19 protein-coding genes are annotated in these 19,665 nt (G+C 73.2%); 10 read left to right on the top strand and 9 right to left on the bottom strand.

What is annotated here, in order from left to right:
- Together cpaB and SSNG_RS22530 are read right to left on the bottom strand one after the other, a co-directional pair.
- Positions 1-620: Flp pilus assembly protein CpaB (cpaB, locus tag SSNG_RS22535; protein ID WP_007266202.1), on the bottom strand; the 620-nt coding region annotated here is incomplete at its 3' end.
- Positions 621-659: 39 nt separating this feature from the next.
- On the bottom strand, positions 660-1,529 hold the full coding sequence (locus tag SSNG_RS22530) for a hypothetical protein (protein ID WP_050779704.1): 870 nt from the start codon (positions 1,527-1,529) through the stop codon (positions 660-662).
- 371 nt (positions 1,530-1,900) lie between these two features.
- On the opposite strand from SSNG_RS22530, the gene SSNG_RS22525 reads away from it, so the two are divergent.
- Positions 1,901-3,595 (top strand): glycoside hydrolase family 18 protein, encoded by a 1,695-nt coding sequence (locus tag SSNG_RS22525; protein ID WP_007266200.1) that lies wholly within the window; start codon positions 1,901-1,903, stop codon positions 3,593-3,595.
- A gap of 137 nt (positions 3,596-3,732) precedes the next feature.
- Positions 3,733-5,064 (top strand): M14 family metallopeptidase, encoded by a 1,332-nt coding sequence (locus SSNG_RS22520; protein ID WP_007266199.1) that lies wholly within the window; start codon positions 3,733-3,735, stop codon positions 5,062-5,064.
- A 64-nt stretch (positions 5,065-5,128) separates the two neighbouring features.
- Here SSNG_RS22520 and SSNG_RS22515 read toward each other — a convergent pair whose 3' ends face one another.
- The gene (locus tag SSNG_RS22515) at positions 5,129-5,536 is read right to left on the bottom strand and encodes a RidA family protein (protein WP_007266198.1); all 408 of its coding nucleotides are present in this window, start codon (positions 5,534-5,536) and stop codon (positions 5,129-5,131) included.
- Between the two features lie 627 nt (positions 5,537-6,163).
- Here SSNG_RS22515 and SSNG_RS22510 point away from each other — a divergent pair.
- From SSNG_RS22510 to SSNG_RS22500, 3 genes are read left to right on the top strand one after another with little or no spacing between them, the layout of a single operon-like run.
- Positions 6,164-7,444: an amino acid deaminase gene (locus SSNG_RS22510; protein ID WP_007266197.1), complete on the top strand. Its 1,281-nt coding sequence runs from the start codon at positions 6,164-6,166 to the stop codon at positions 7,442-7,444.
- 2 nt (positions 7,445-7,446) lie between these two features.
- Positions 7,447-9,027: a D-aminoacylase gene (locus SSNG_RS22505; protein WP_007266196.1), complete on the top strand. Its 1,581-nt coding sequence runs from the start codon at positions 7,447-7,449 to the stop codon at positions 9,025-9,027.
- Between the two features lie 48 nt (positions 9,028-9,075).
- The gene (locus SSNG_RS22500) at positions 9,076-10,089 is read left to right on the top strand and encodes a YdcF family protein (RefSeq protein ID WP_007266195.1); all 1,014 of its coding nucleotides are present in this window, start codon (positions 9,076-9,078) and stop codon (positions 10,087-10,089) included.
- Between the two features lie 88 nt (positions 10,090-10,177).
- On the opposite strand, the gene SSNG_RS22495 is transcribed toward SSNG_RS22500, so the two are convergent.
- Positions 10,178-11,545, bottom strand: a complete 1,368-nt coding sequence (locus SSNG_RS22495) for a carbohydrate-binding protein (protein ID WP_007266194.1) — start codon at positions 11,543-11,545, stop codon at positions 10,178-10,180.
- A 178-nt stretch (positions 11,546-11,723) separates the two neighbouring features.
- Here SSNG_RS22495 and SSNG_RS22490 point away from each other — a divergent pair, with 178 nt between their 5' ends.
- On the top strand, positions 11,724-11,909 hold the full coding sequence (locus SSNG_RS22490; protein ID WP_007266193.1) for a hypothetical protein: 186 nt from the start codon (positions 11,724-11,726) through the stop codon (positions 11,907-11,909).
- A 316-nt stretch (positions 11,910-12,225) separates the two neighbouring features.
- Here the strand turns inward: SSNG_RS22490 and SSNG_RS22485 are convergent, their stop codons facing one another.
- Entirely contained in the window at positions 12,226-13,200 is a 975-nt protein-coding gene (locus SSNG_RS22485) for a LysR family transcriptional regulator (RefSeq protein ID WP_007266192.1), read from the bottom strand.
- A 103-nt stretch (positions 13,201-13,303) separates the two neighbouring features.
- Between SSNG_RS22485 and SSNG_RS22480 the strand changes: the two genes are divergently transcribed.
- On the top strand, positions 13,304-13,810 hold the full coding sequence (locus SSNG_RS22480; protein ID WP_007266191.1) for a nitroreductase family deazaflavin-dependent oxidoreductase: 507 nt from the start codon (positions 13,304-13,306) through the stop codon (positions 13,808-13,810).
- Here the strand turns inward: SSNG_RS22480 and SSNG_RS22475 are convergent.
- Positions 13,756-14,508 carry a DUF4386 domain-containing protein gene (locus SSNG_RS22475; protein WP_007266190.1) on the bottom strand — a complete coding sequence of 251 codons (753 nt, stop codon included), beginning with the start codon at positions 14,506-14,508 and terminating at the stop codon, positions 13,756-13,758. The genes SSNG_RS22480 and SSNG_RS22475 overlap by 55 nt on opposite strands.
- Before the next feature lie 164 nt (positions 14,509-14,672).
- Here SSNG_RS22475 and SSNG_RS22470 point away from each other — a divergent pair, with 164 nt between their 5' ends.
- Positions 14,673-15,347: a TetR/AcrR family transcriptional regulator C-terminal domain-containing protein gene (locus SSNG_RS22470; RefSeq protein WP_007266189.1), complete on the top strand. Its 675-nt coding sequence runs from the start codon at positions 14,673-14,675 to the stop codon at positions 15,345-15,347.
- A gap of 7 nt (positions 15,348-15,354) precedes the next feature.
- Here SSNG_RS22470 and SSNG_RS22465 read toward each other — a convergent pair whose 3' ends face one another.
- From SSNG_RS22465 to SSNG_RS22455, 3 genes are all read right to left on the bottom strand, one after another.
- Positions 15,355-15,921: an N-acetyltransferase gene (locus SSNG_RS22465; RefSeq protein ID WP_007266188.1), complete on the bottom strand. Its 567-nt coding sequence runs from the start codon at positions 15,919-15,921 to the stop codon at positions 15,355-15,357.
- A gap of 196 nt (positions 15,922-16,117) precedes the next feature.
- Positions 16,118-16,594: a macro domain-containing protein gene (locus SSNG_RS22460; protein ID WP_007266187.1), complete on the bottom strand. Its 477-nt coding sequence runs from the start codon at positions 16,592-16,594 to the stop codon at positions 16,118-16,120.
- A 44-nt stretch (positions 16,595-16,638) separates the two neighbouring features.
- A complete protein-coding gene (locus tag SSNG_RS22455; protein WP_206731322.1) occupies positions 16,639-17,196 on the bottom strand; it encodes a hypothetical protein in 558 nt (185 codons plus the stop codon).
- A gap of 431 nt (positions 17,197-17,627) precedes the next feature.
- On the opposite strand from SSNG_RS22455, the gene SSNG_RS22450 reads away from it, so the two are divergent.
- Positions 17,628-18,839, top strand: coding sequence for a pyridoxal phosphate-dependent aminotransferase (locus SSNG_RS22450; protein WP_007266185.1), 1,212 nt, complete (start codon positions 17,628-17,630; stop codon positions 18,837-18,839).
- Positions 18,840-18,980: 141 nt separating this feature from the next.
- The gene (locus SSNG_RS22445; RefSeq protein WP_007266184.1) at positions 18,981-19,394 is read left to right on the top strand and encodes a hypothetical protein; all 414 of its coding nucleotides are present in this window, start codon (positions 18,981-18,983) and stop codon (positions 19,392-19,394) included.
- Positions 19,395-19,665: the final 271 nt, after the last annotated feature.

The raw sequence follows: 19,665 nt of genomic DNA, 5'->3' as shown, positions 1-19,665 counted from the left end.
ACGTGCTCCGCGAAGGACTCGGCGTAGGCGACGCGCTGGGTGTCCTTCGTGTTCAGGGCGAAGGTGATCGGTACCGCCTCGGCGGGGCCCTTGCGGTCGCTGTCCTTGTCGAGGGCGGTGAGCTTGCCGACGCCGAGGACGCGGGCGTTGGCGACGATGATCACCGAGCGGGAGGGGTCGGTCTCCTTGGCGCCCTTGAAGGTGGCGATGATGTTGACCTTCGCGCCCGAGGTGATCTTGCCGGCCACGCCGGTGGCCGCGTCGATCATGATGGCGATCTCCTGCTCCCCGGCCTGGAGCTGCGGCTTGTCGACGAACATGTCGCTCTGGAGCAGGGAGCCCTTCTTCAGGGTGGTGAGCGCGATCTTGCCCCGGAGTGCGCCGAGGTCGTCGACGGCGGTGTCGGAGAGCCACCGCTTGGGGACCTTCACCTCTTCGAACTGGCCGGCCGTCAGGGCGCTGTACGGGGCGATGTCGCTCTTGACCCGGTACGCGACGACCTCGGCCCCGACCTTGGAGTTGACGTCGCCGATGACGACGAGGACCCCGGCGAAGGCGGCGAGGGCGCACAGGACCGACAGCAGGAGCAGGATGACGCCGCGGCGCTGGCGTGAGTTCATGAGCCGTACTACCTCGCCGTTCTTCGTTCGTTCGGGCGGTCAGGATCCGGTTCTCGGTCGGGCGGCGGGCACCTCGGGCGGGGGTGCGGGCAGGGGGGCGGCGCAGAAGCCGCAGCGGTCGCCGATGAGCTCGAAGCCGCACCAGCCGCACTCCTCGCGGCGCACCGAGGAGACCAGCTGGTAGAGCACGGAGACGTCGGGGATGGCGGCGGCGAACTCGACCACCTTGGGGGTGGCCCACCAGCGGGCGGAGTCGGCGGGCAGCGGGTTCTCCATGACGCCCTGCACCTGCCAGGCGGGGGCGAGTTCGGCGGCCACCCAGTCGGAGGACAGCTGGCCGCGCGCGAAGGTGAGGTGGGTGGCGAAGGCGGGGCCGGGCGGGATCACCCCGGTGGCGGCGGGGCCGAGCCGGGCCAGGTGCGGCGACGGGTGGGCGACTACGGCGAACTGGGCGCTGGGCGACCAGGAGCGGGCGTGCGCCTTGAGGCCGACCGGGATCCGGTCGAGCTTGGCGACGGAGCCCAGCAGGGCGCCCGCGTAGACGTAGTGGGACAGCAGCCGGGCGGCTGAGGCGATCACCCCGGGGCTGAAGTCGCAGACGGTGAGCTGGCGCAGCTGACGGACCAGCACGGCGGTGCCCAGCGGCGGGAGGTCGGTCTCGACGAGCGCGATCCGGTCGGTCTCCAGGATGGCCCGCACGGTGCGCAGGCGGTGCGCGGTGGCCGGGGGCAGCCAGGACGGCACGACGGCAACGAGGTGGCCGTGCCGCTCCAGCAGGGCGGTGGTCGCGGCGAGCGAGGCCTCCAGTCCGGCTTCGGCGGGCGGGTGCAGTACGGCGGCGCCGGGGGTGTGCCGGTCGGGGGCCGGCAGCACCAGATCGGCACTGGTGACAGCGATGGCGGTCGGCACGCGAATCCCCCCGTTCACCCTCCGCGCGGCGTCCGTCCGCCCGGCCGACGGCCGGACTTCCGTACGCGCGCATGCTGCGCGACCGCAAACGATCGGCGCCCTTCCCCCTTGCCCGTGCACCATATCCGCGACGCCCCTGGCAGGGCAGGGGCTTGGAGATTCCCGTGCCGGAAGCACATGTCACAGGAGGCGGAAAACCCGGACAACAGGGATCGGGACCGGGTTCATTTCAAGCCACATTGCAAACACCCTTGACACGGGGATTGGTCTGGACCAACTTGGCTGGCGCCGGCCTTCGGTCCGGGGGACCCCCACTCCCCCCTCATAACTCCCCCTTCCGCTTCTCCCCTTCCTCCCCCCACGGAGCCCACGTGAACCGCATACGCTCCCTCGCCCTGCCACTCGCCGCCACCCTCGCCGCCGGCGGCCTCACCGCCCTCGCGGCGGGCCCCGCCCAGGCCGCCGACGTCAACGTCGTCCGCAACGGCGGCTTCGAGTCCGGTCTCGCCAACTGGTCCTGCTCGAACGGCAGCGGCGCTTCCGTCTCCTCCCCCGTCCACACCGGGGCGGGCGCCCTGAAGGCCACCCCGGCGGGCTCGGACAACGCCCGCTGCTCCCAGACCGTCACGGTCAAGCCGAATTCCACGTACACGCTCAGCGCCCAGGTGCAGGGCTCGTACGTCTACCTGGGCGCCACCGGCACCGGCACCCAGGACGTGTCCACCTGGACCCCGGGCTCGGGCGGCGGCTGGCAGAAGCTGTCGACCACCTTCAGCACCGGCCCGAACACCACCCAGGTCACCGTCCACACCCACGGCTGGTACGGCCAGCCGGCCTACACCGTCGACGAGTTCAGCGTCTTCGGCCCGGACGGCGGCGGCCCCACCGATCCCGGGCCGGGCCTGCCGGGCGCGCCGGCCGGGGCCGCGGTTTCCGGCCAGAGCCAGAACGGGCTCACCCTTTCGTGGAACGCGGTCAGCGGGGCGGGCGGCTATCACGTCTACCAGGACGGCGTGCGCGTCCAGACGGTGGCGAACACCTCCACGCCCGTCACCGGGCTCGCGCCCGGCACCTCGTACTCCTTCCAGGTGAGCGCGTACAACGCGGCCGGCGAGGGACCCAGGTCGGCGCCGGTCACCGGCACCACCACCGGGGGCGGCGGCCCGAACCCGAACCCGTCGGTGCCCAAGCACGCGCTGACCGGCTACTGGCAGAACTTCAACAACGGCGCGACCGTCCAGAAGATCTCCGACGTCTCCGCGCAGTACGACATCATCGCCGTCTCCTTCGCCGACGCCACGGCCACGCCGGGCGCCATCGCCTTCAACCTCGACTCGGCCGGACTCGGCGGCTACACGGTGGACCGGTTCAAGGCCGACGTCGCCGCGAAGAAGGCGGCCGGCAAGTCGGTCGTCCTCTCCATCGGCGGTGAGAAGGGCACGATCTCGGTCAACGACTCCGCCTCAGCGACGAATCTGGCCAACTCCGCCTGGGCGCTGATGCAGGAGTACGGCTTCAGCGGGATCGACATCGACCTGGAGAACGGCCTCAACCCGACCTACATGACGCAGGCGCTGCGCGCCCTGTCGGCGAAGGCGGGCCCCTCCCTGGTCCTGACCATGGCCCCGCAGACCATCGACATGCAGTCCACGCAGGGCGGGTACTTCAAGACCGCGCTGGCCGTGAAGGACATCCTGACGGTCGTGAACATGCAGTACTACAACAGCGGCGCGATGAACGGCTGCGACGGCAAGGTCTACTCGCAGGGCTCGGTGGACTTCCTGACGGCGCTGGCCTGCATCCAGCTGGAGGGCGGCCTCGACCCCTCGCAGGTGGGCATCGGCGTCCCCGCCTCGCCGAGCGGCGCCGGCAGCGGCTACGTCTCCCCGACCGTCGTGAACAACGCCCTGGACTGCCTGACCAGGGGCACGAACTGCGGGTCCTTCAAGCCGTCGAAGACCTACCCCTCGCTGCGCGGGGCGATGACCTGGTCGACCAACTGGGACGCCAAGGCGGGTAGCACCTGGTCCAACGCGGTGGGTCCCAAGGTCCACGGGCTGCCGTAGGCGGTAGAGGTGTGGGGGTGGCTGATTCGGTCCGGTGAGCACGCCGGGTACCCCCGGGGCTATTGACCGGGACATGCCACAAGAGCACGCTGTGCGCGTCCGCACGGCTACCCCCACACTCCCACCCAGGAGAACGCATGCGGCTCCACACCCGCCGGAGGGCCGCCGTCACGGCGGCCCTGCTGGCGCTCGCGCTCGGCGCACCCGCCTACGGCATGAGCGCGACGGCAGCACCGCCGCCCACCCCCTCCACGGCGACCCAGGACGAGGCCATCGCCCAGTACGAGATCCAGGGCCCCTCCACGGCCGCCGAACGCACGGCCCTGCTGCGCACCGGGGCCTCGATCGACGAGGTGGACGCCCGCTCGGTCGTGGTCAGCGCCGACCCCATGCAGGCCCGCAGCCTGCGCGCGCTCGGGTACACGCTGACCCCGCTGCCCGGCCCGCCGGACCGCAGCGAGCGGGGGGTCGCGGCGACCCCGATGGACTTCCCGTCGGCCGACTCCAGGTACCACAACTACGCCGAGGCGAACGCAGAGATCGACCAGCGCATCGCCCAGTACCCCGGGATCATGAGCAAGCGGATCATCGGGAAGTCGTACCAGGGGCGCGACCTCATCGTCATCAAGATCAGCGACAACGTCGGCACGGACGAGGCCGAACCCGAGGTGCTCTTCACGGCCCACCAGCACGCCCGCGAGCACCTGACCGTGGAAATGGCCCTGTACCTGCTCAAGGAGTTCGGCTCCAAGTACGGCACCGAGAGCCGGATCACGAACATGGTCAACCAGCGCGAGATCTGGATCATCCCGGACCTCAACCCGGACGGCGGCGAGTACGACATCGCCACCGGCTCCTACCGCTCCTGGCGCAAGAACCGCCAGCCCAACAGCGGCTCCTCCTACGTCGGCACCGACGAGAACCGCAACTGGGACTACAAGTGGGGCTGCTGCGGCGGCTCCAGCACCAGCAAGAGCTCCGAGACCTACCGGGGGCCGGCCGCCGAGTCCGCGCCCGAGGTCAAGGCGGTCTCCGACTTCGTCCGCAGCCGGGTGGTCGGCGGCAAGCAGCAGATCACCGCCGCGATCGACTTCCACACGTACAGCGAACTGGTGCTGTGGCCGTTCGGCTACACCTACAACGACACCGCGCCGGGCCTGACGGCCGACGACCTCGCCGCGTACAAGAAGATCGGCACGAGCATGGCCGCCAGCAACGGCTACACGCCCGAACAGTCGAGCGACCTGTACATCACCGACGGCACGATCGACGACTGGCTGTGGGGCAACCAGAAGATCTTCGCCTACACCTTCGAGATGTACCCGGCGAGCGGCGGCGGCGGCTTCTACCCGCCCGACGAGGTCATCGACCGCGAGACGGCGCGCAACAAGGACGCGGTGCTCCAGCTGCTGGAGAACGCGGACTGCATGTACCGCTCCATCGGCAAGGAAGCCCAGTACTGCGCGTAGCGCATAGCGCACGCCGCTGAGCCGGGGCGCCCCACCGCCAGGGGGGCGCCCCTTCGCCCGTGCCTCAGCCGAGCACCGCGAGCGCGTCGATCTCGATGAGCAGCCCGGCGGGCAGGCCCACGTACACCGTGGTGCGGGCGGCGGGGACCTTGACGCCCTGCTCGTCGAAGTAGGCGTTGTAGATCTCGTTCATCTCGGCGAAGTGGCCGGTGTCGGTCAGGTAGACGCGGATCATCACCACGTCGTCCCAGGACGCGTCGCCGGCCTCCAGTACGGCGCGGACGTTCTCCAGCGTCTGGAGGGTCTGCTCGCGCAGGGTCGGCCCGGCGGTGGTGGGCGGCTGCCCCTCGACGTGCGGCAGGTAGCCGACCTGGCCGGCGACCTGGAGGATGTTGCCCTTGCGGACGCCGTGCGAGAACTTCGCGGGCGGGGCGGGGTGGGACTCGGGGGTGACGGCGGTCTTCTCGCTCACGGCGGGGTCCTCTGCGTTCGTATCGGTACGGGGGGTGTTTCCCCCCGCTGATGGTGTCAGCGGGGGCCGGCCCCCGTGGCCCCGGTTCGACCGGTTCGCGAGGACGGGCTACCGCCGCCGTTGGCTCCCGCTGCGAGGGACCGGTGCGGTGCGGCGGTACCGCTGCGCGGGGCGAGGTCCCCTACCCGCCCTTCGCCCGTTCCCCGGGGCTCCGCCCCGGACCCCGCGCCTCAAACGCCGGCGGGGCTGGAATTTCGCTGCGCGAAATCCAGCCCGCGCGGCGATTGAGCGCACCGGGGCGCGGAGCCCCGGTCCTTCAGCCCCGCCGACGATCGAGGCGCAGGCGCGGCAACGCCGTGTCCTGAACCCCGCCGACGATCGAGGCGCAGGCGCGGCAGCGCCGTGTCCTGAGCCGCGCCGGCGATTGAGGCGCGGGCGCGGTAGCGCCGTGTCTTGAGCCGCGCCGGCGATTGAGGCGAGAACGGGTGAAGGGCGGGGAGGGGCAAGCCCCGCGCAGCGGCCGGGAGGGCCCCGGGCGGAACCGGGGGCGTTGACCCCTCGTCCTCCCCCGGTGTAGACCACAGGCACCACGCGCAGCGCAACCGCACCACCCCCCAGGAGGACCCCATGGCCAGCGACGCAGTCCGCCGGCTCGCCGACGAACCCGTCGACCACCGGTTCAAGGGCCTGCCCCCGGACGCCCAGGCGGCCGGCCTCACCGTCGGGGAGCTCGCCGCGCAGGGGCGGGACCTGTACACCGGCGGGTTCACCACCCCCGTCCTCACCCTCGACGCCGACGCGCTCGAACACAACCTCACGGTCCTCGGCGAGTACTCCGCCCGCCACGGCCTCGCCTTCGCACCCCACGGAAAGACCTGCATGGCCCCCCAGCTGTTCGAGCGCCAGCTCGCGCACGGCGCCTGGGGCATCACCGCCGCCGTCCCCCACCAGGCCCGCGTCTACCGCGCCTTCGGGATCCCGCGCATCTTCCTCGCCAACGAGCTCGTCGACCCCGCCGCCCTGCGCTGGGTGGCCGCCGAGCTCGCCGCCGACCCCGCCTTCCGGTTCGTCTGCTACGTCGACTCCGTGCGCGGGGTCGAGCTCATGGACCGGGCCCTCCGGGAGCAGGGCGCCCGCATCGACGTCGTCGTCGAGCTCGGCGCCGGCGAGGGGGCGCGCACGGGGGCCCGTACCGACGAGGACTGCCGGGCCGTCGCCGACGCCGTCGCCGCCACCGCCACCCTCCGCCTCGTCGGCATCGCCGGCTACGAGGCCGAGGTGCCCGACGCCGACCCGGACAAGGTGCACGCCTGGATGCGCCGGCTCACCGGGCTCGCCGCCGAGTTCGACAAGGCCGGGCGGTTCGGCTCCGACGTCGAGGAGATCGTCGTCAGCGCCGGCGGCTCCGCCTGGTTCGACGCCGTCGCCGACGTGTTCGCGGAACTGCCCGAGCTGTCCCGGCCCGTGCTGAAGCTGCTGCGCTCCGGGGCGTACGTCTCCCACGACCACGGCTGGTACGGCCGGCTGACCCCCTTCAACCGGGTCCCCGCGGAGGGCGGACTGCGCCCCGCCTTCCGGCTCTGGACGCAGGTCGTCTCCCGCCCCTCCCCCACCCAGGCCTTCGTCAACGCCGGCAAGCGCGACATCGCCTACGACCTCGGCCTGCCCGAGGCCGAGCTGGTCCGCGACGCCCTCGACGGCACCGAGCGCCCCGCCGCCGGCATCCGCGTCGTCAAGCTCTCCGACCAGCACGCCTGGCTGGAGACCGGCTCCGCCGAGGACGTACAGGTCGGCGACTGGGTGGCGCTCGGCATGTCGCACCCCTGCACCATCTTCGAGAAGTGGCCGCTGATCCCGGTCGTCGAGGCCGACGGCACGGTCACCGACTACGTCCGGACCTTCTTCTAGCCGTGGACCTCGTCATCCGGGGCGCCCGTGTCGTCGACGGCACGGGCGGGCCCTCGTGCACCGCGGACGTCGCCGTGCACGAGGGCCGGATCACCGCCGTCGGCCGGATCCCGTCCGGCGGACGGGAGACCGTCGACGCCCACGGGCTGGCCCTGGCCCCCGGGTTCACGGACATGCACGCCCACAGCGACCTCGCGCTGCTCCGCGACCCGGACCACTCCGCCAAGGCCGCCCAGGGCGTCACCCTCGAAGTCCTCGGCCAGGACGGCCTGTCCTACGCGCCCGCCGACGAACGGACCCTGGCCGGCGTACGGACCGCCATCGCCGGCTGGAACGGCCCCGGCGACGACGTCGACTTCGACTGGCGGACCGTCGGCGAGTACCTCGACCGGCTCGACCGCGCCCACGGCGGACACGGCACCGCCGTCAACGCCGCCTACCTCGTCCCCCAGGGCACCGTCCGCGCCCACGCCCTCGGCTGGGACGACCGCCCCGCCACCCCCGCCGAACTCGACCGGATGCGCCGGCTCGTCGCCGAGGGACTGGAACAGGGCGCCGTCGGCCTGTCCTCCGGACTCACCTACACCCCCGGCATGTACGCCACCGGCGCCGAACTCACCGAACTGTGCAAGGTCGTGGCCCGCTACGGCGGCTACTACTGCCCGCACCACCGCTCGTACGGGCGCGGCGCGCTCGCCGCCTACGCCGAGATGCTGACCCTGGCCCGCGAGGCCGGCTGCGCCCTGCACCTGGCCCACGCCACCATGAACTTCGGGGAGAACGAGGGCCGGGCCCCCGAACTGCTGGACCTCCTCGACGCGGCCCTCGCCGACGGCGCCGACGTCACCCTCGACAGCTACCCGTACACCCCCGGCTGCACCACCCTCGCCGCACTGCTCCCCGGCTGGGCCCACGAGGGCGGCCCCGAGGCCCTGCTGGCCCGGCTGCGCGACGAGGACACCGCCCGGCGGATCCGGTACGCGCTGGAGGTGGAGGGCTCCGACGGCTGCCACGGCGTACCGGTGGACTGGGCGACCGTGGAGGTCTCCGGGACGAACGACCCCGCGTACGGCGGCCACGTCGGCACCCGCCTCGACGGCTGGGACACCGCGCGGCGCCTGCTGATCGGCGACCGGCTCGGACCGACCGTCCTCCAGCACGTCGGCCACGAGGGGAACGTCCGGGCGATCATGCGCCACCCCGTCCACACCGGTGGCTCCGACGGCATCCTGCACGGCGCGAAACCGCACCCCCGCGCCTACGGCACCTTCCCGCACTACCTCGGCCACTACGTGCGCGAGCTGGGCGTGCTGACCCTGGAGGAGTGCGTGGCCCACCTGTCGGGCCGCCCGGCGGCACGGCTGCGGCTGCCCGACCGGGGACTCGTCCGCGAGGGCTTCCGCGCCGACCTGGTCCTCTTCGACCCGGACACGGTCGCGGCCGGATCCACGTACGAGCGGCCGCGCGCGCTGCCGACGGGCATCCCGCACGTCCTGGTCGACGGACGGTTCGTCATGCGGGACGGGAGGCGGACGGACGTCCTGGCCGGGCGCGCGGTGCGCAGAACCCCGTTCCCGGGATAGGACTTTGGTCCCACCGGGCGTTCACGACCGACACATACGATGAACGCCATGGCCGTCTTCATCCTCCCCGCCCTCTTCTTCCTCGCCTTCTGCGTGAGCGCCTTCAAGGACCGCCGCCGCTTCAGTAACGCCGTACTGCTCGGCCTGACCTGCATCACGCTGGCCGCGACGCTGCTCTTCAAGGTGGCGGCCCTGCCCGCGTGGGCGGCCCTGACGATCTTCGCGCTGGCCTTCACCGCGCCGGTGCTCGGCACCATGGCGATCGGCGGCTTCCTGATCGCCAACGGGGTCACGATGATCCGCAAGGAGGGCCGCCGCCCGGCCAACCTGCTGTCGATGCTCGCGGGGCTCGGCATCTTCGGGATGATCGCGCTGCTGATCGCCGTCCCGATGTTCCACTCCCCCGTCCTGACCGGCATGGCCGCGACCCTGACGCTGGTCGTCGGCTACGTCGCCTTCATCTTCCTGTGCTTCCTCGGCTACGCCTTCCTCTACGGCCGGATCAAGGTGCGCGGGGACGTCGACCACGTGGTGATGCTGGGCTCCGGCCTGATCGGCGGGGACCGGGTGCCGCCGCTGCTGGCCTCCCGGCTGCGCAAGGGGCAGCAGATCTACGAGGCCCAGCTGGCCCGCGGCTCGCGCCCGCCCGTGCTGCTCACCTCGGGCGGCAAGGGCTCCGACGAGAGGGTCTCCGAGGCGCGGGCCATGGCCGACTGGCTGATCGCGGAGGGCGTCCCGGCGGAGCACGTGAAGCTGGAGGAGAACTCGGCCACGACCGAGGAGAACATGCTCTTCTCGAAGGGGATCATGCTGGCGGACAAGCCGGGCTACCGGTGCGTGGTCGTCACCAACAACTTCCACGCCTTCCGGGCCGCGATGCTGGCCCGCAAGACGGGGGTCAACGGGCAGGTCCTCGGCTCGCCGACGGCCCGCTACTTCCTGCCGAGCGCCCTGCTGCGCGAGTTCGTCGCGGTGTTCTGGGAGCACCGGGTGGTCAACCTGTCGATCTGCGGGACGCTGGTCGCGATCGGCGCCCTCGCCACCCTGACCGCCGTGGTCTAGCCCCGGCGTGCGGGCGGGGGTGCCGCGACGCCCCCCTTGGTCGTCACGGCACCCCCTGCTGGCGGTACGGCTACGGCTACGGCTGTGGTTACAGCTTCTGCCAGAGCGCCGGGACCACCGACGGCTCCCAGCCCGTCTGGGCCTGGTGGCCCTGGAGGCAGCGGTAGGCCGCGCCGCCGTACGTGACGGTGTCCCCGGCCGCGTAGACGGTGCCGGCCTTCCAGGTACCGCCGGGCTGCGGGCCGGGGCCGGGGCCGGGGCCCGGGTCGGAGCCGGTGACCTTGAGGGTCAGGCCGTACGCGGACAGGATCGGGTTCAGCGGCTGGAAGAAGGTGGTGCCGCCGCTGGTGCAGTCGCCGGAGCCGCCCGAGGTGACGCCCTGGGCCTGGCTGCCGGAGATGTAGGAGCCGCCGGAGTCGCCGGGCTCGGCGCAGACCGTGGTGCGGGTGACGCCCGAGATGGTGCCCTCGGGGTAGGTGACGCTGGTGTTGTGCTGCTGGACGGTTCCGCAGTGCCAGCCGGTGGTCGATCCGGAGCGGCAGACGGAGGAGCCGACGGGCTGCAGGACGGAGCCGGTGACCTGGACGTTCGCGCCGCCGCTGCCCTTGACGTACGGGGTGGCGGTCCAGCTGGTGTTGGCGGCGACCCAGGCCATGTCGTTGCCCGGGAACACCGACGCCTGGAACGAGCCCTGGGCGACCTGGTTGAAGCCGCTGGTGGTGGTCCCGGCCCGGCCGCAGTGGCCGGCGGTGGCGAAGCCCTGGGTGGTGCCCCTGGTGACGGGGAAGCCTACGGAGCAGCGGCCCTGGCCGTTCATGTAGTACGCGTCCCCGCCGCGCAGGTCGTACAGCGGGCGCGGGGCCTGCTCCGCGGCGGTGCGCACGACCGTGGCGAGGGCCGGGTCGGTGCCGGTGGCGGCCAGCAGCCCGGCGGCGGCGCCGGGCCGGGTCTCCTCGACGACGAGGGTGTTGGTGCGCGGGTCCACGTACCGGACGGGCGTCTCGGCGGTGGCGGCCCGGTCCAGTCCGGCCCTGACGGCGTCCAGGTCGGCCAGGGAGCGGCTGACCAGCTTCGCCTCGGCCCCGGCCGCGCGTATCGCGGCGGCGTCGGCGGCGCGGGTGGTGGCCACGGTCAGGGTGGCGGAGTCGGCCCCGTCGACCCAGGCACCGGCGAAGGCGGCGCCGAGCCGGGCGCGCAGCCGGGCGGCGGTGGCGCCCGCCTCGGCCTCGTGGGCGAGCCGGTCCTTGGCCTGCGTGGGGGTCAGGCCGAGGTCGCGCTGGAGGGCGGTGAGCAGTTCGGCGGGCGCGTCGCCGGGGCGCAGCGTGGCCGTCGCGGACTTCTGCGGGGCGGCCGGGTCCGCGGCGGGGGTGGCGGCCCCCGCGGCGGTGGTGCCGGCCAGCAGCAGCCCGGCGGCGGCCAGGGCGGTACACGCCGCGCGGGCGTGTCGCTTGAGCATGGTGGATCTCCTCGGTTCAGTGGGGGTCACCGAAACCGTAGGAATCCGAACCGGCTTACGGGAGCTGCCGGTTGGCCCCTCCCCCGGTGTTATGGCCGGGCCCGTCCGGTCTCCGGCGTGCGTTCATGGGGCGGGGGACGCAGGATGGGGGCCTGGGGGGTACGGCAGGAGGTATCCGATGGACAGTGAAGCCAACGAGCAGCCCACCCGGTCGGACCGGCTCTTCACGGGTGGAGAGCGCGCGTACGACCCCGAGGACCTGGTGATGGCGACCGGCCACGACCCGACTCCGGAGCGGGTCGAAGCGGCACGGAAGCTGATCGAGAAGGAGGGCCCGCAGGTCATCGAGCGCTACCTCCCGTAACGCCCGCCCGACCGGTCGGCGCTGCCGATACCCACGGCCCGGGGCCGCCCCCCGGGCCGCGGCTTGCCCCCGGGGCCACGGCTTACCCGGCGCTGCGGCTTGCCCCCGGGCCGCGGCTTGCCCGGGCTGCGGCCTCCCCCACGGCCGCGCCATCCGGCCCCGCCGCATCATCCAGCCCCGCCGGCGTTTGAGGCGCGGGGGTCCGGGGGCGGAGCCCCCGGGAACGGGGTCCGGGGCAGCGCCCCGGGGAACGGGCGAAGGGCGGGTAGGGGACCCGGCCCCGCGCAGCGGCCCACCACCCCCGCCCCGCGCCCCCTCAGGACGTGGCGGCCCCCATCGCCGCCTCCCGCACCGGCGGCACGGCAGGACGCCCACCACCCCCACCCCCCGCGGAGCGGACCAGCGCCTCCGCGTGCGCACCCCGCGCATGCGCCAGCACACCCGGCGCCCGCCCCGCCGCCGGCGCCGCCGGGTGCCAGCCGAGCAGGTGCCGCCAGACGAGCGGGCCCCCGGCGAGCGGCCGGGCCACCACCCCGGGGGTCGCGGGGAACGTCGCCCGGCACAGCCCGACGGCCCGGCCGACCTGGACCAGGTGCACGCAGGACGCGGTGTCGGTCTCGTACACGCAGGCCGGCGTGAACCCGGCGCGGACACAGGCCGCGGCGAAGCAGTCCCCGAAGCAGCCGTCGCCGGGTACATCGGTCCAGGCCTCGGCGGCCAGCTCGGCCAGCTCGATCTCCGCGCGGCGGGCCAGCGGGTGGTCGTCGGCCAGCATCACGTGGACCGGGTCCCGGGCCACCTCCAGCCAGGCCAGCCGGCCCGGCTCCGGCGGGGCGCTCTCGCCGCAGGCGCCGACCAGCGCGAAGTCCAGCCGGCCGGCGGCCACGCCCTGGGCGATCTCCCGTTCCGACCAGGACGTGTACGTGGTCACCGGCACCCCCGGTTCCTGGTGGGCGATCCGGTCGACGAGCCCGCCGAGCAGCGGCCCGTGGGTACCGCCGAGCCGGTATCCGGCGGCGCCGCCGCGGGCGAAGCGCACCGCCTCCTCCTGGAGCTCGGACAGCGCGGGCAGCAGGACCCGGGCGCGCTCCAGCACGAGTTCGCCGAGCGCGGTGGTCCGTACGCCGTCCCGTCCGCGCTCGAAGAGTTCGCCGCCCAGGGCCCGCTCGATGCGTTTGAGCTGGCCGCTCAGGGCGGGTTGCGCGAGCCCGAGGGCGGTGGCGGCGCGGGTCAGGCTGCCGGCGTCCGCGACGGCTCTGACGATCTTGAGGTGCCTCAGCTCCAGATCCATGCTCCGAGCTTGGTCCAGACCTGTGCGCATGCGCTACGGGTCCGGCGCATCCAGAATCGGTAAAGGCTCGTTAGCGCTCCGGGGGACGCCCTACGGAGGTCAGATGAACATTGTTGCCACGCCGCCCGCCCCGCCCGCTTCGCCCGCCCCGGGCTCCCCGGGCTCCCCGGTCTCCCCGGTCGACTGGGACCACCCCACGGACCCGCACCCCGGACCGCGGCTCGACCACGTACGCACCTACGTGGCGAGCGGCGGCACCGACGGCCACCTGTGGCACGGGGTCCCGACGCTGCTGCTGACCACCCTCGACCGCGCCACGGGCCGGCCGGTGCGCACGCCGCTGGTCTACGCCGAGGACGAGGGCCGGTACCTGGTCGTCGCCGCCGACTCGGGCGGGCCCCGCCTCCCCGCCTGGTACGGGAACCTGACCGCGCACCCGGAGGTCCGCCTCCAGGTGGGCACCCGGACCTTCGCGGCATGGGCGCGCACGGCCGACGCCGTCGAACGGGAGACGTACTGGGAGGCGCTGACGGCGCTGTGGCCGCCCTACGAGGACTACCAGGCGCTCGCCGGGCCCCGGGAGCTGCCGCTGGTGATCGTGGAGGGCTGACGGGCGGGCTCCCCGTCCCCCGCCGGTGGCGAATCGATCCGCCACCGGAGCGCCTCCGGCCGGAACCCCCTGAGCAGGAGCCGTCCGGCGAGGGCCAGCTCCCACGCGAACACCGGCAGCGCGGCTGCCGAACCGGGCACGGAGAGCTGCTCGTAGAGCCCGGACATCACGGCCACGGCGGAGGCGCAGATCAGCGGCCCGCCGACCAGGCCGAGCACCGCGATGGGCCGGGGCACGAGCCGCGAGCGGTACATCAGCCCCGCCAGCAGGGCGGTGTTCATGCCGAGGGCGATGTTCGGCCCGAGCAGGAACGTCCAGTCGTGGACGGCGACCAGCGCGGCGCCGACGGCGTCGACGGCGCCGGGACCCGCCGCGTCCCGGCGCAGGGTCGTCAGGGAGAGCACGGCGACGATGCCGAGGAGGATGGCGACGGCCTCCAGGAGGCGGGCGCAGACGTACCCGAGAGCGGCCCCCTCGCCCCACCGCCTGACCACCGGGTACAGCGTCACGCCGGTACCGGCCACGGCGGCCACGAGGACGAGCTCGCAGAGCGCGCCGAGCACGGCCCGCTGGGCGCCCGCGACGCCGCCGTCGCCTCCGAGCAGGGGCCGGTACAGGACGGCGCCCGCGATGGCGGCGACCTCCGTCACCAGGAACAGCACCCCCGCCGTGACCGCCGTCCGTCTGTCCGCGTTCATTCTCGACCCCTCCCAGGAACAGGTGTACGGCGTACACCTCATGGCATGGCCCGAACCCTAGGTGTACGCCGTACACTCGTCAAGGACCGGGCGAGCCGGAAGAGCGGGAAAAGCCGGAAGGTCCGGAAGAGCCGGGAGAGCCGGGAGAGAGGGAGGGCGGCCGGATGACGACGCGGCTGAACCGGGAGCGGGTCCTGCGGGCCGCCGTCGCGCTCGCCGACGAGAGCGGGATCGATTCCCTCAGCATGCGCAGGCTGGCGCAGGAGCTGGACGTCGTGCCGATGGCGCTCTACAAGCACGTCGCGAACAAGGAGCAGCTCCTCGACGGCATGCTCGACTCCGTCGTCGGCGAGATCGACCCGCCGGAGCCCGGCCCGGACTGGCGGCACGTGGTGCGGCGACGGATCCTCTCCGCCCGGCGGGTCCTGCTGCGCCACCGCTGGGCGTACCGGGTGATCGAGTCGCGGACCGTTCCGACACCGGCGGTGCTGGGGTACCTGGACTCGATGATCGGGGTGTTCCGGGACGGCGGCTTCTCCGCCGACCTCACGCACCACGTGATGCACGCGATGGGGAGCCGCCTGCTGGGCTTCAGCCAGGAGCTGTTCGACGACTCGAAGGCGGGCGCCGGCGCCGCCGGGCCCCCGGACCCGGCGGTGGCGTCGGCGCTGGCGGAGCGCTACCCGCGCATCGCGGAGCTGGCCGCGGCGGCCGCACACGACGGGGGCTCCGTGGTGGGCGGCGGCTGTGACGACCAGTTCGAGTTCGAGTTCGCGCTGGACCTGCTGCTGGACGGCTTCGAGCGGCTCCGCGAACGCGGCTGGACCTCGGCCCGGTGAGCCGCGGCTACGCCGCCGGCTGCTCGGCCGGGGTGGCGACGGCGGTGTAGGTGCGGCCGGCGACCGTGTACTCGCCGAGCGGGGTCATGCCGAAGGCGTCGACGTGCACCCGCCAGGAGGGGGCGTTGCCCGCCTCGATGAAGGCGACCAGCGCCTCGGCGCGCCCGGCCGAGGCCTCGACCGCCATCCCGAACAGGCCCCGGGCCACGCCGTGCCCGCGGAAGGCGGCGTCGACCACGACCGGCCCGTACAGCAGCCACGGCACCTCGCTCAGCGGGCGCCCCCGCCAGACGAGCTCCGGCTGGGCGCGCAGCAGCCCGAGGACCGCCGCCGGGGGGTCGCCCATGTCCGCGGCGACCGACAGTGCGAGCAGCCCGGCGATCCGCCCGTGCCCGGCGTCGGCCACGAGCAGCTCCCCGTCCCGGGCCATGGCGCGCAGGGTGTCGATGCCGAAGGCCCCCTGCACGAAGCCCTGCGCGGCACGCTGCTCCTCGGAGAGGGCGTCGTGGTGGTTGGCGGCGAAGAGCCGGGCCATGGCGGGCGCGTCGGCCTCGGCGGCGTATCGGAAGCGCATGCCGCGATGCTGCCACGCCACCGCGCCCCGGCCGCCGCCGACGGGGCCCGCATGTCACCTCACGCGTGGTGCCGCCTCGCGCGTGGCGCCAGCCTTGCGCGTGGTACCGCCTCGCGCATGGTGCCGCCTCACGCGTGGTACCGCCTCGCGCGGGGTGCCGCCTCACGCATGATGCCGCCTCACGCATGGCGCCGCCTCACGCGTGGTCGTACACCGTTACCGCCACGTCCCGCGCGCAGAGCGCCTCGGTTATCAGCGGTTCGATGCGGGACCACTTGCCACCGGCCAGCCCGCACCCGATGCGGGGCATGTGGACGCTCGCCCCCAGCTCCAGCGCATGGTCCGCCAGCTTGCCGAGGCAGCTCTCGACGGCGTCGTAGCGGATGGGCGGGCCGCCGCTGCCCGTGCGTATCCCCCGCTGGCCGACCATGTTGGCCACCCACACGTCGGGCTCCACCCGCACCACCTGCACCGCGCCGAGACCGAAGTCGTTGCCGCTGCGCCCGCGGTGCCAGGCCCTGAACTCGGCTTCCGGCTCGGGCCAGCGCCGGGAGAGGGCGAGCACGAAGCCCTTGCCCCAGCCGCCTATGTCGTTGCTGACGTGCGCGATCAGCTTGGGGCCCTTGGCCTGCGGACTCGTCGCGTCTCCGGAAACGATCGTGAGCGGCTTCATGCACCCACGGTAGGCGGGGGCACTGACAACGGGCGGGGGCGGCGTCAGCGGTTGGTGTTGAGGAAGCCTATGACGACCGCGCCCCACCAGCAGGCCTGGGAGACCAGGGCGGTGGCGCCACCCCAGGCCAGGAGGCCGCGGCCCACCTCGCCGGTGGCGGCTTCCAGGCGGCGGCCCAGGAGGCCGGCCTGGAGGCCGTTGACGGTCAGCAGGGCGACCAGGCCGATCTTGGTGAGGGTCAGCGGGGAGGTCAGGTCGGGGTGGAGCATCAGGCCGCTCACCACGAGGCCCCCGAGGCCGGCCCAGATCGGGACGTGGAGCCGGGAGGTAGCGGTGACGACCTCCGCCAGGCCGCAGCGGCCGGTGGCCCACAGCAGTCCGTAGTAGTCGGCGGACAGCACCGCGCCGAAGCCCAGGACCAGCGAGGCGAGGTGCGCGAACAGCGCGGCGGAGTGCATGGCCGCGTCGGCCTGCATGTGCAGCGAGCACCAGAGGCCCGCCGCCAGGACGACCAGCGCACAGAGGGCCCCCGCCGCGACGGTCCACCACGAGTCGTAGAGGCGGACGGGGCGGGGGGCGAGTCTGGCGGACGGGGAGGACATGCGCGGGCTCCGGGATGAGGGGGCGCGGCGCGGCTCCGTCGGCCGCGCCAAAGCAAGGTAAGGCTCACCTAAAGAAAGCTTTCCGTCAATCCAGGTCCACTGGCCGAAATCATGAGGCCCGACACAGGCCCGCGCGGGCCCGGACCCTACTCGGCGGTAGGTCGGGCGGGGGGCTGGGACCTGTCGATGCGTCACCGGTGCGTCACCGGCGTCACCGGTGCGCCCCGCCGTCGCGGGGTGACGAGCGCAACACCGGCGGACCGACCCGTCCGCACGCTCACCCATTCCGCAGGCCGGACGGCGACCGGGCCGCCGTTTCAAAGGGTGGACGGCGGCACCACCCCTACATCGCGCGAAACGGGGCATATCGCTCGATGGAATTCCGCCGGAACGGCCGCGCGGGCGGGCGGCCGGGCCCGTAAGCTCCCGTCATGCAGGTGATCCAGTCAACGAAACTCGCCAATGTCTGCTACGAGATCCGCGGACCCGTCCTCGAAGAGGCGATGCGGCTCGAAGCGGCAGGTCATCGCATCCTCAAGCTGAACACCGGCAACCCCGCGGCCTTCGGCTTCGACTGCCCGCCGGAGATCCTCGAGGACATGCTCCGCAACCTGGGCAACGCCCACGGCTACGGGGACGCGAAGGGCCTGCTGTCGGCGCGGCGCGCGGTCATGCAGCACTACCAGACCAAGGGCATCCACCTGGACGTCGAGGACATCTACCTCGGCAACGGCGTCTCCGAGCTGATCCAGATGTCGATGCAGGCGCTGCTGGACGACGGCGACGAGGTGCTGGTCCCCGCCCCGGACTACCCGCTGTGGACCGCGTCCGTCTCACTGGCCGGCGGCACCGCCGTGCACTACCGCTGCGACGAGCAGTCCGACTGGATGCCCGACCTCGCGGACATCGAGCGCAAGGTCACCGACCGCACGCGCGCGATCGTGATCATCAACCCGAACAACCCGACCGGCGCCGTCTACGACGACGAGATGCTGCGCGGGCTGACGGACATCGCCCGCCGGCACAACCTCGTGGTCTGCTCCGACGAGATCTACGACCGGATCCTCTACGACGGCACCACGCACACGAACACCGCGGCCATCGCGCCCGACCTGCTGACGCTCACGTTCAACGGCCTGTCCAAGAACTACCGCGTGGCCGGGTACCGGGCGGGCTGGATGGCGGTCTGCGGACCGAAGAAGCACGCCTCGTCGTACATCGAGGGCCTGACGATCCTGGCCAACATGCGCCTGTGCGCGAACATGCCCTCGCAGCACGCCGTCGCCACCGCGCTGGGCGGGCGGCAGTCGATCGTCGACCTGGTGCTGCCGGGCGGGCGGCTGCTGGAGCAGCGCGACACGGCGTACGACCTGCTGACCCAGATCCCGGGCATCACGTGCGTGAAGCCGAAGGGCGCGCTGTACCTGTTCCCGAAGCTGGACCCGGCGGTCTACAAGGTCAAGGACGACCGGCAGATGGTCCTCGACCTGCTGCGGGCCGAGAAGATCATGGTGGTGCACGGTACGGGCTTCAACTGGCCCGAGCCCGACCACTTCCGCATCGTGACCCTCCCCAACGCGAAGGACCTCGCGGACGCCGTCACCCGGATCGGACGCTTCCTGGACGGGTACGGGCAGCCGTAGGGGGTGGGGTGGGGTGTTCGGGGCGCCCGCGCCGGGCGCCCGTCCCGCCGCTCCAGTCCACTCGCGCTCAACCAAGATTCGACTCAACCTTAGACCGGTTCCAATGTAGGATGGCCTCCTGACCAAGCAGGAGGCCTCCCCATGTACGAACCGAGCCGTGCCAAGTCGGTCGTCCACCGAGTGGACGCCGGCCGCACCGAATCCGCCGGGTATCCGCAGAGCAGCCGGGGCGAAGCCCTCGACATCCAGCTCGCCGGGCACCTGGCCGCGCTGCTCGCCGTCACCGACGAGCTCGGCCTCGACGACGACGGCGCCGTACGCATCGCAGCCCAGGTGACCCGCCTGCGCGGGTCGGACCCCGTCCGCGTCGCCCACCCCGCCCTGGCCGACGGCCCCGACACCCGCACCCTCCACCGCCGCGCCCACGACCTCGCCGCCCGCGCCCTGCTCGTCGCCGCGTCCCGCGCCGACACCGCCGCAGCGATCCTCGCGGCCCAGCGCATGGACGCCCACACCGCCGCCCTCGAAGCCCCCGACCGGGCCGGCGCCCACTGACCGGCCCCGGTCCGGGACCGCGCAGGCTCCGGACCGGGTGCCATGGCTTTTCGGGGGGGGGTGGGGGGTGGGTGCGTGCGCCTCGGGCCCGCTATCTCCCCCTCGACCCCCTGGGGTCGAGCGGTGTTTGCCCACCCGCCTCCCCGTCTGCGGGCCGGTGGTTCGGGGAGCGGGATCCCCTCGGACGGTCTCAGAGAAGCGTGGGGGTTTCCCGTCAGTCCCATCGTCCTTCCGGTTCGGGTCGGTCCCTCAAGGGCGCTCCTTCGTCGCG

Source organism: Streptomyces sp. C, from assembly GCF_000158895.1.
Lineage (GTDB): Bacteria > Actinomycetota > Actinomycetes > Streptomycetales > Streptomycetaceae > Streptomyces > Streptomyces racemochromogenes.
The sequence above is the reverse complement of the archived record's forward strand: the minus strand, read 5'-3'. Positions and strand labels throughout refer to the sequence as shown.

Bases quoted from the DNA above. Each gene is read 5' to 3' on its own strand.
- SSNG_RS22490 (WP_007266193.1), top strand. From the start codon at position 11,724: ATGGACAGTGAAGCCAACGAGCAGCCCACCCGGTCGGACCGGCTCTTC.
- SSNG_RS22465 (WP_007266188.1), bottom strand. From the start codon at position 15,921: ATGCGCTTCCGATACGCCGCCGAGGCCGACGCGCCCGCCATGGCCCGG.
- SSNG_RS22460 (WP_007266187.1), bottom strand. From the start codon at position 16,594: ATGAAGCCGCTCACGATCGTTTCCGGAGACGCGACGAGTCCGCAGGCC.
- SSNG_RS22500 (WP_007266195.1), top strand. From the start codon at position 9,076: ATGGCCGTCTTCATCCTCCCCGCCCTCTTCTTCCTCGCCTTCTGCGTG.
- SSNG_RS22520 (WP_007266199.1), top strand. From the start codon at position 3,733: ATGCGGCTCCACACCCGCCGGAGGGCCGCCGTCACGGCGGCCCTGCTG.
- SSNG_RS22475 (WP_007266190.1), bottom strand. From the start codon at position 14,508: ATGAACGCGGACAGACGGACGGCGGTCACGGCGGGGGTGCTGTTCCTG.
- SSNG_RS22445 (WP_007266184.1), top strand. From the start codon at position 18,981: ATGTACGAACCGAGCCGTGCCAAGTCGGTCGTCCACCGAGTGGACGCC.
- SSNG_RS22455 (WP_206731322.1), bottom strand. From the start codon at position 17,196: ATGTCCTCCCCGTCCGCCAGACTCGCCCCCCGCCCCGTCCGCCTCTAC.
- SSNG_RS22485 (WP_007266192.1), bottom strand. From the start codon at position 13,200: ATGGATCTGGAGCTGAGGCACCTCAAGATCGTCAGAGCCGTCGCGGAC.
- SSNG_RS22495 (WP_007266194.1), bottom strand. From the start codon at position 11,545: ATGCTCAAGCGACACGCCCGCGCGGCGTGTACCGCCCTGGCCGCCGCC.
- SSNG_RS22470 (WP_007266189.1), top strand. From the start codon at position 14,673: ATGACGACGCGGCTGAACCGGGAGCGGGTCCTGCGGGCCGCCGTCGCG.
- SSNG_RS22510 (WP_007266197.1), top strand. From the start codon at position 6,164: ATGGCCAGCGACGCAGTCCGCCGGCTCGCCGACGAACCCGTCGACCAC.
- SSNG_RS22450 (WP_007266185.1), top strand. From the start codon at position 17,628: ATGCAGGTGATCCAGTCAACGAAACTCGCCAATGTCTGCTACGAGATC.
- SSNG_RS22480 (WP_007266191.1), top strand. From the start codon at position 13,304: ATGAACATTGTTGCCACGCCGCCCGCCCCGCCCGCTTCGCCCGCCCCG.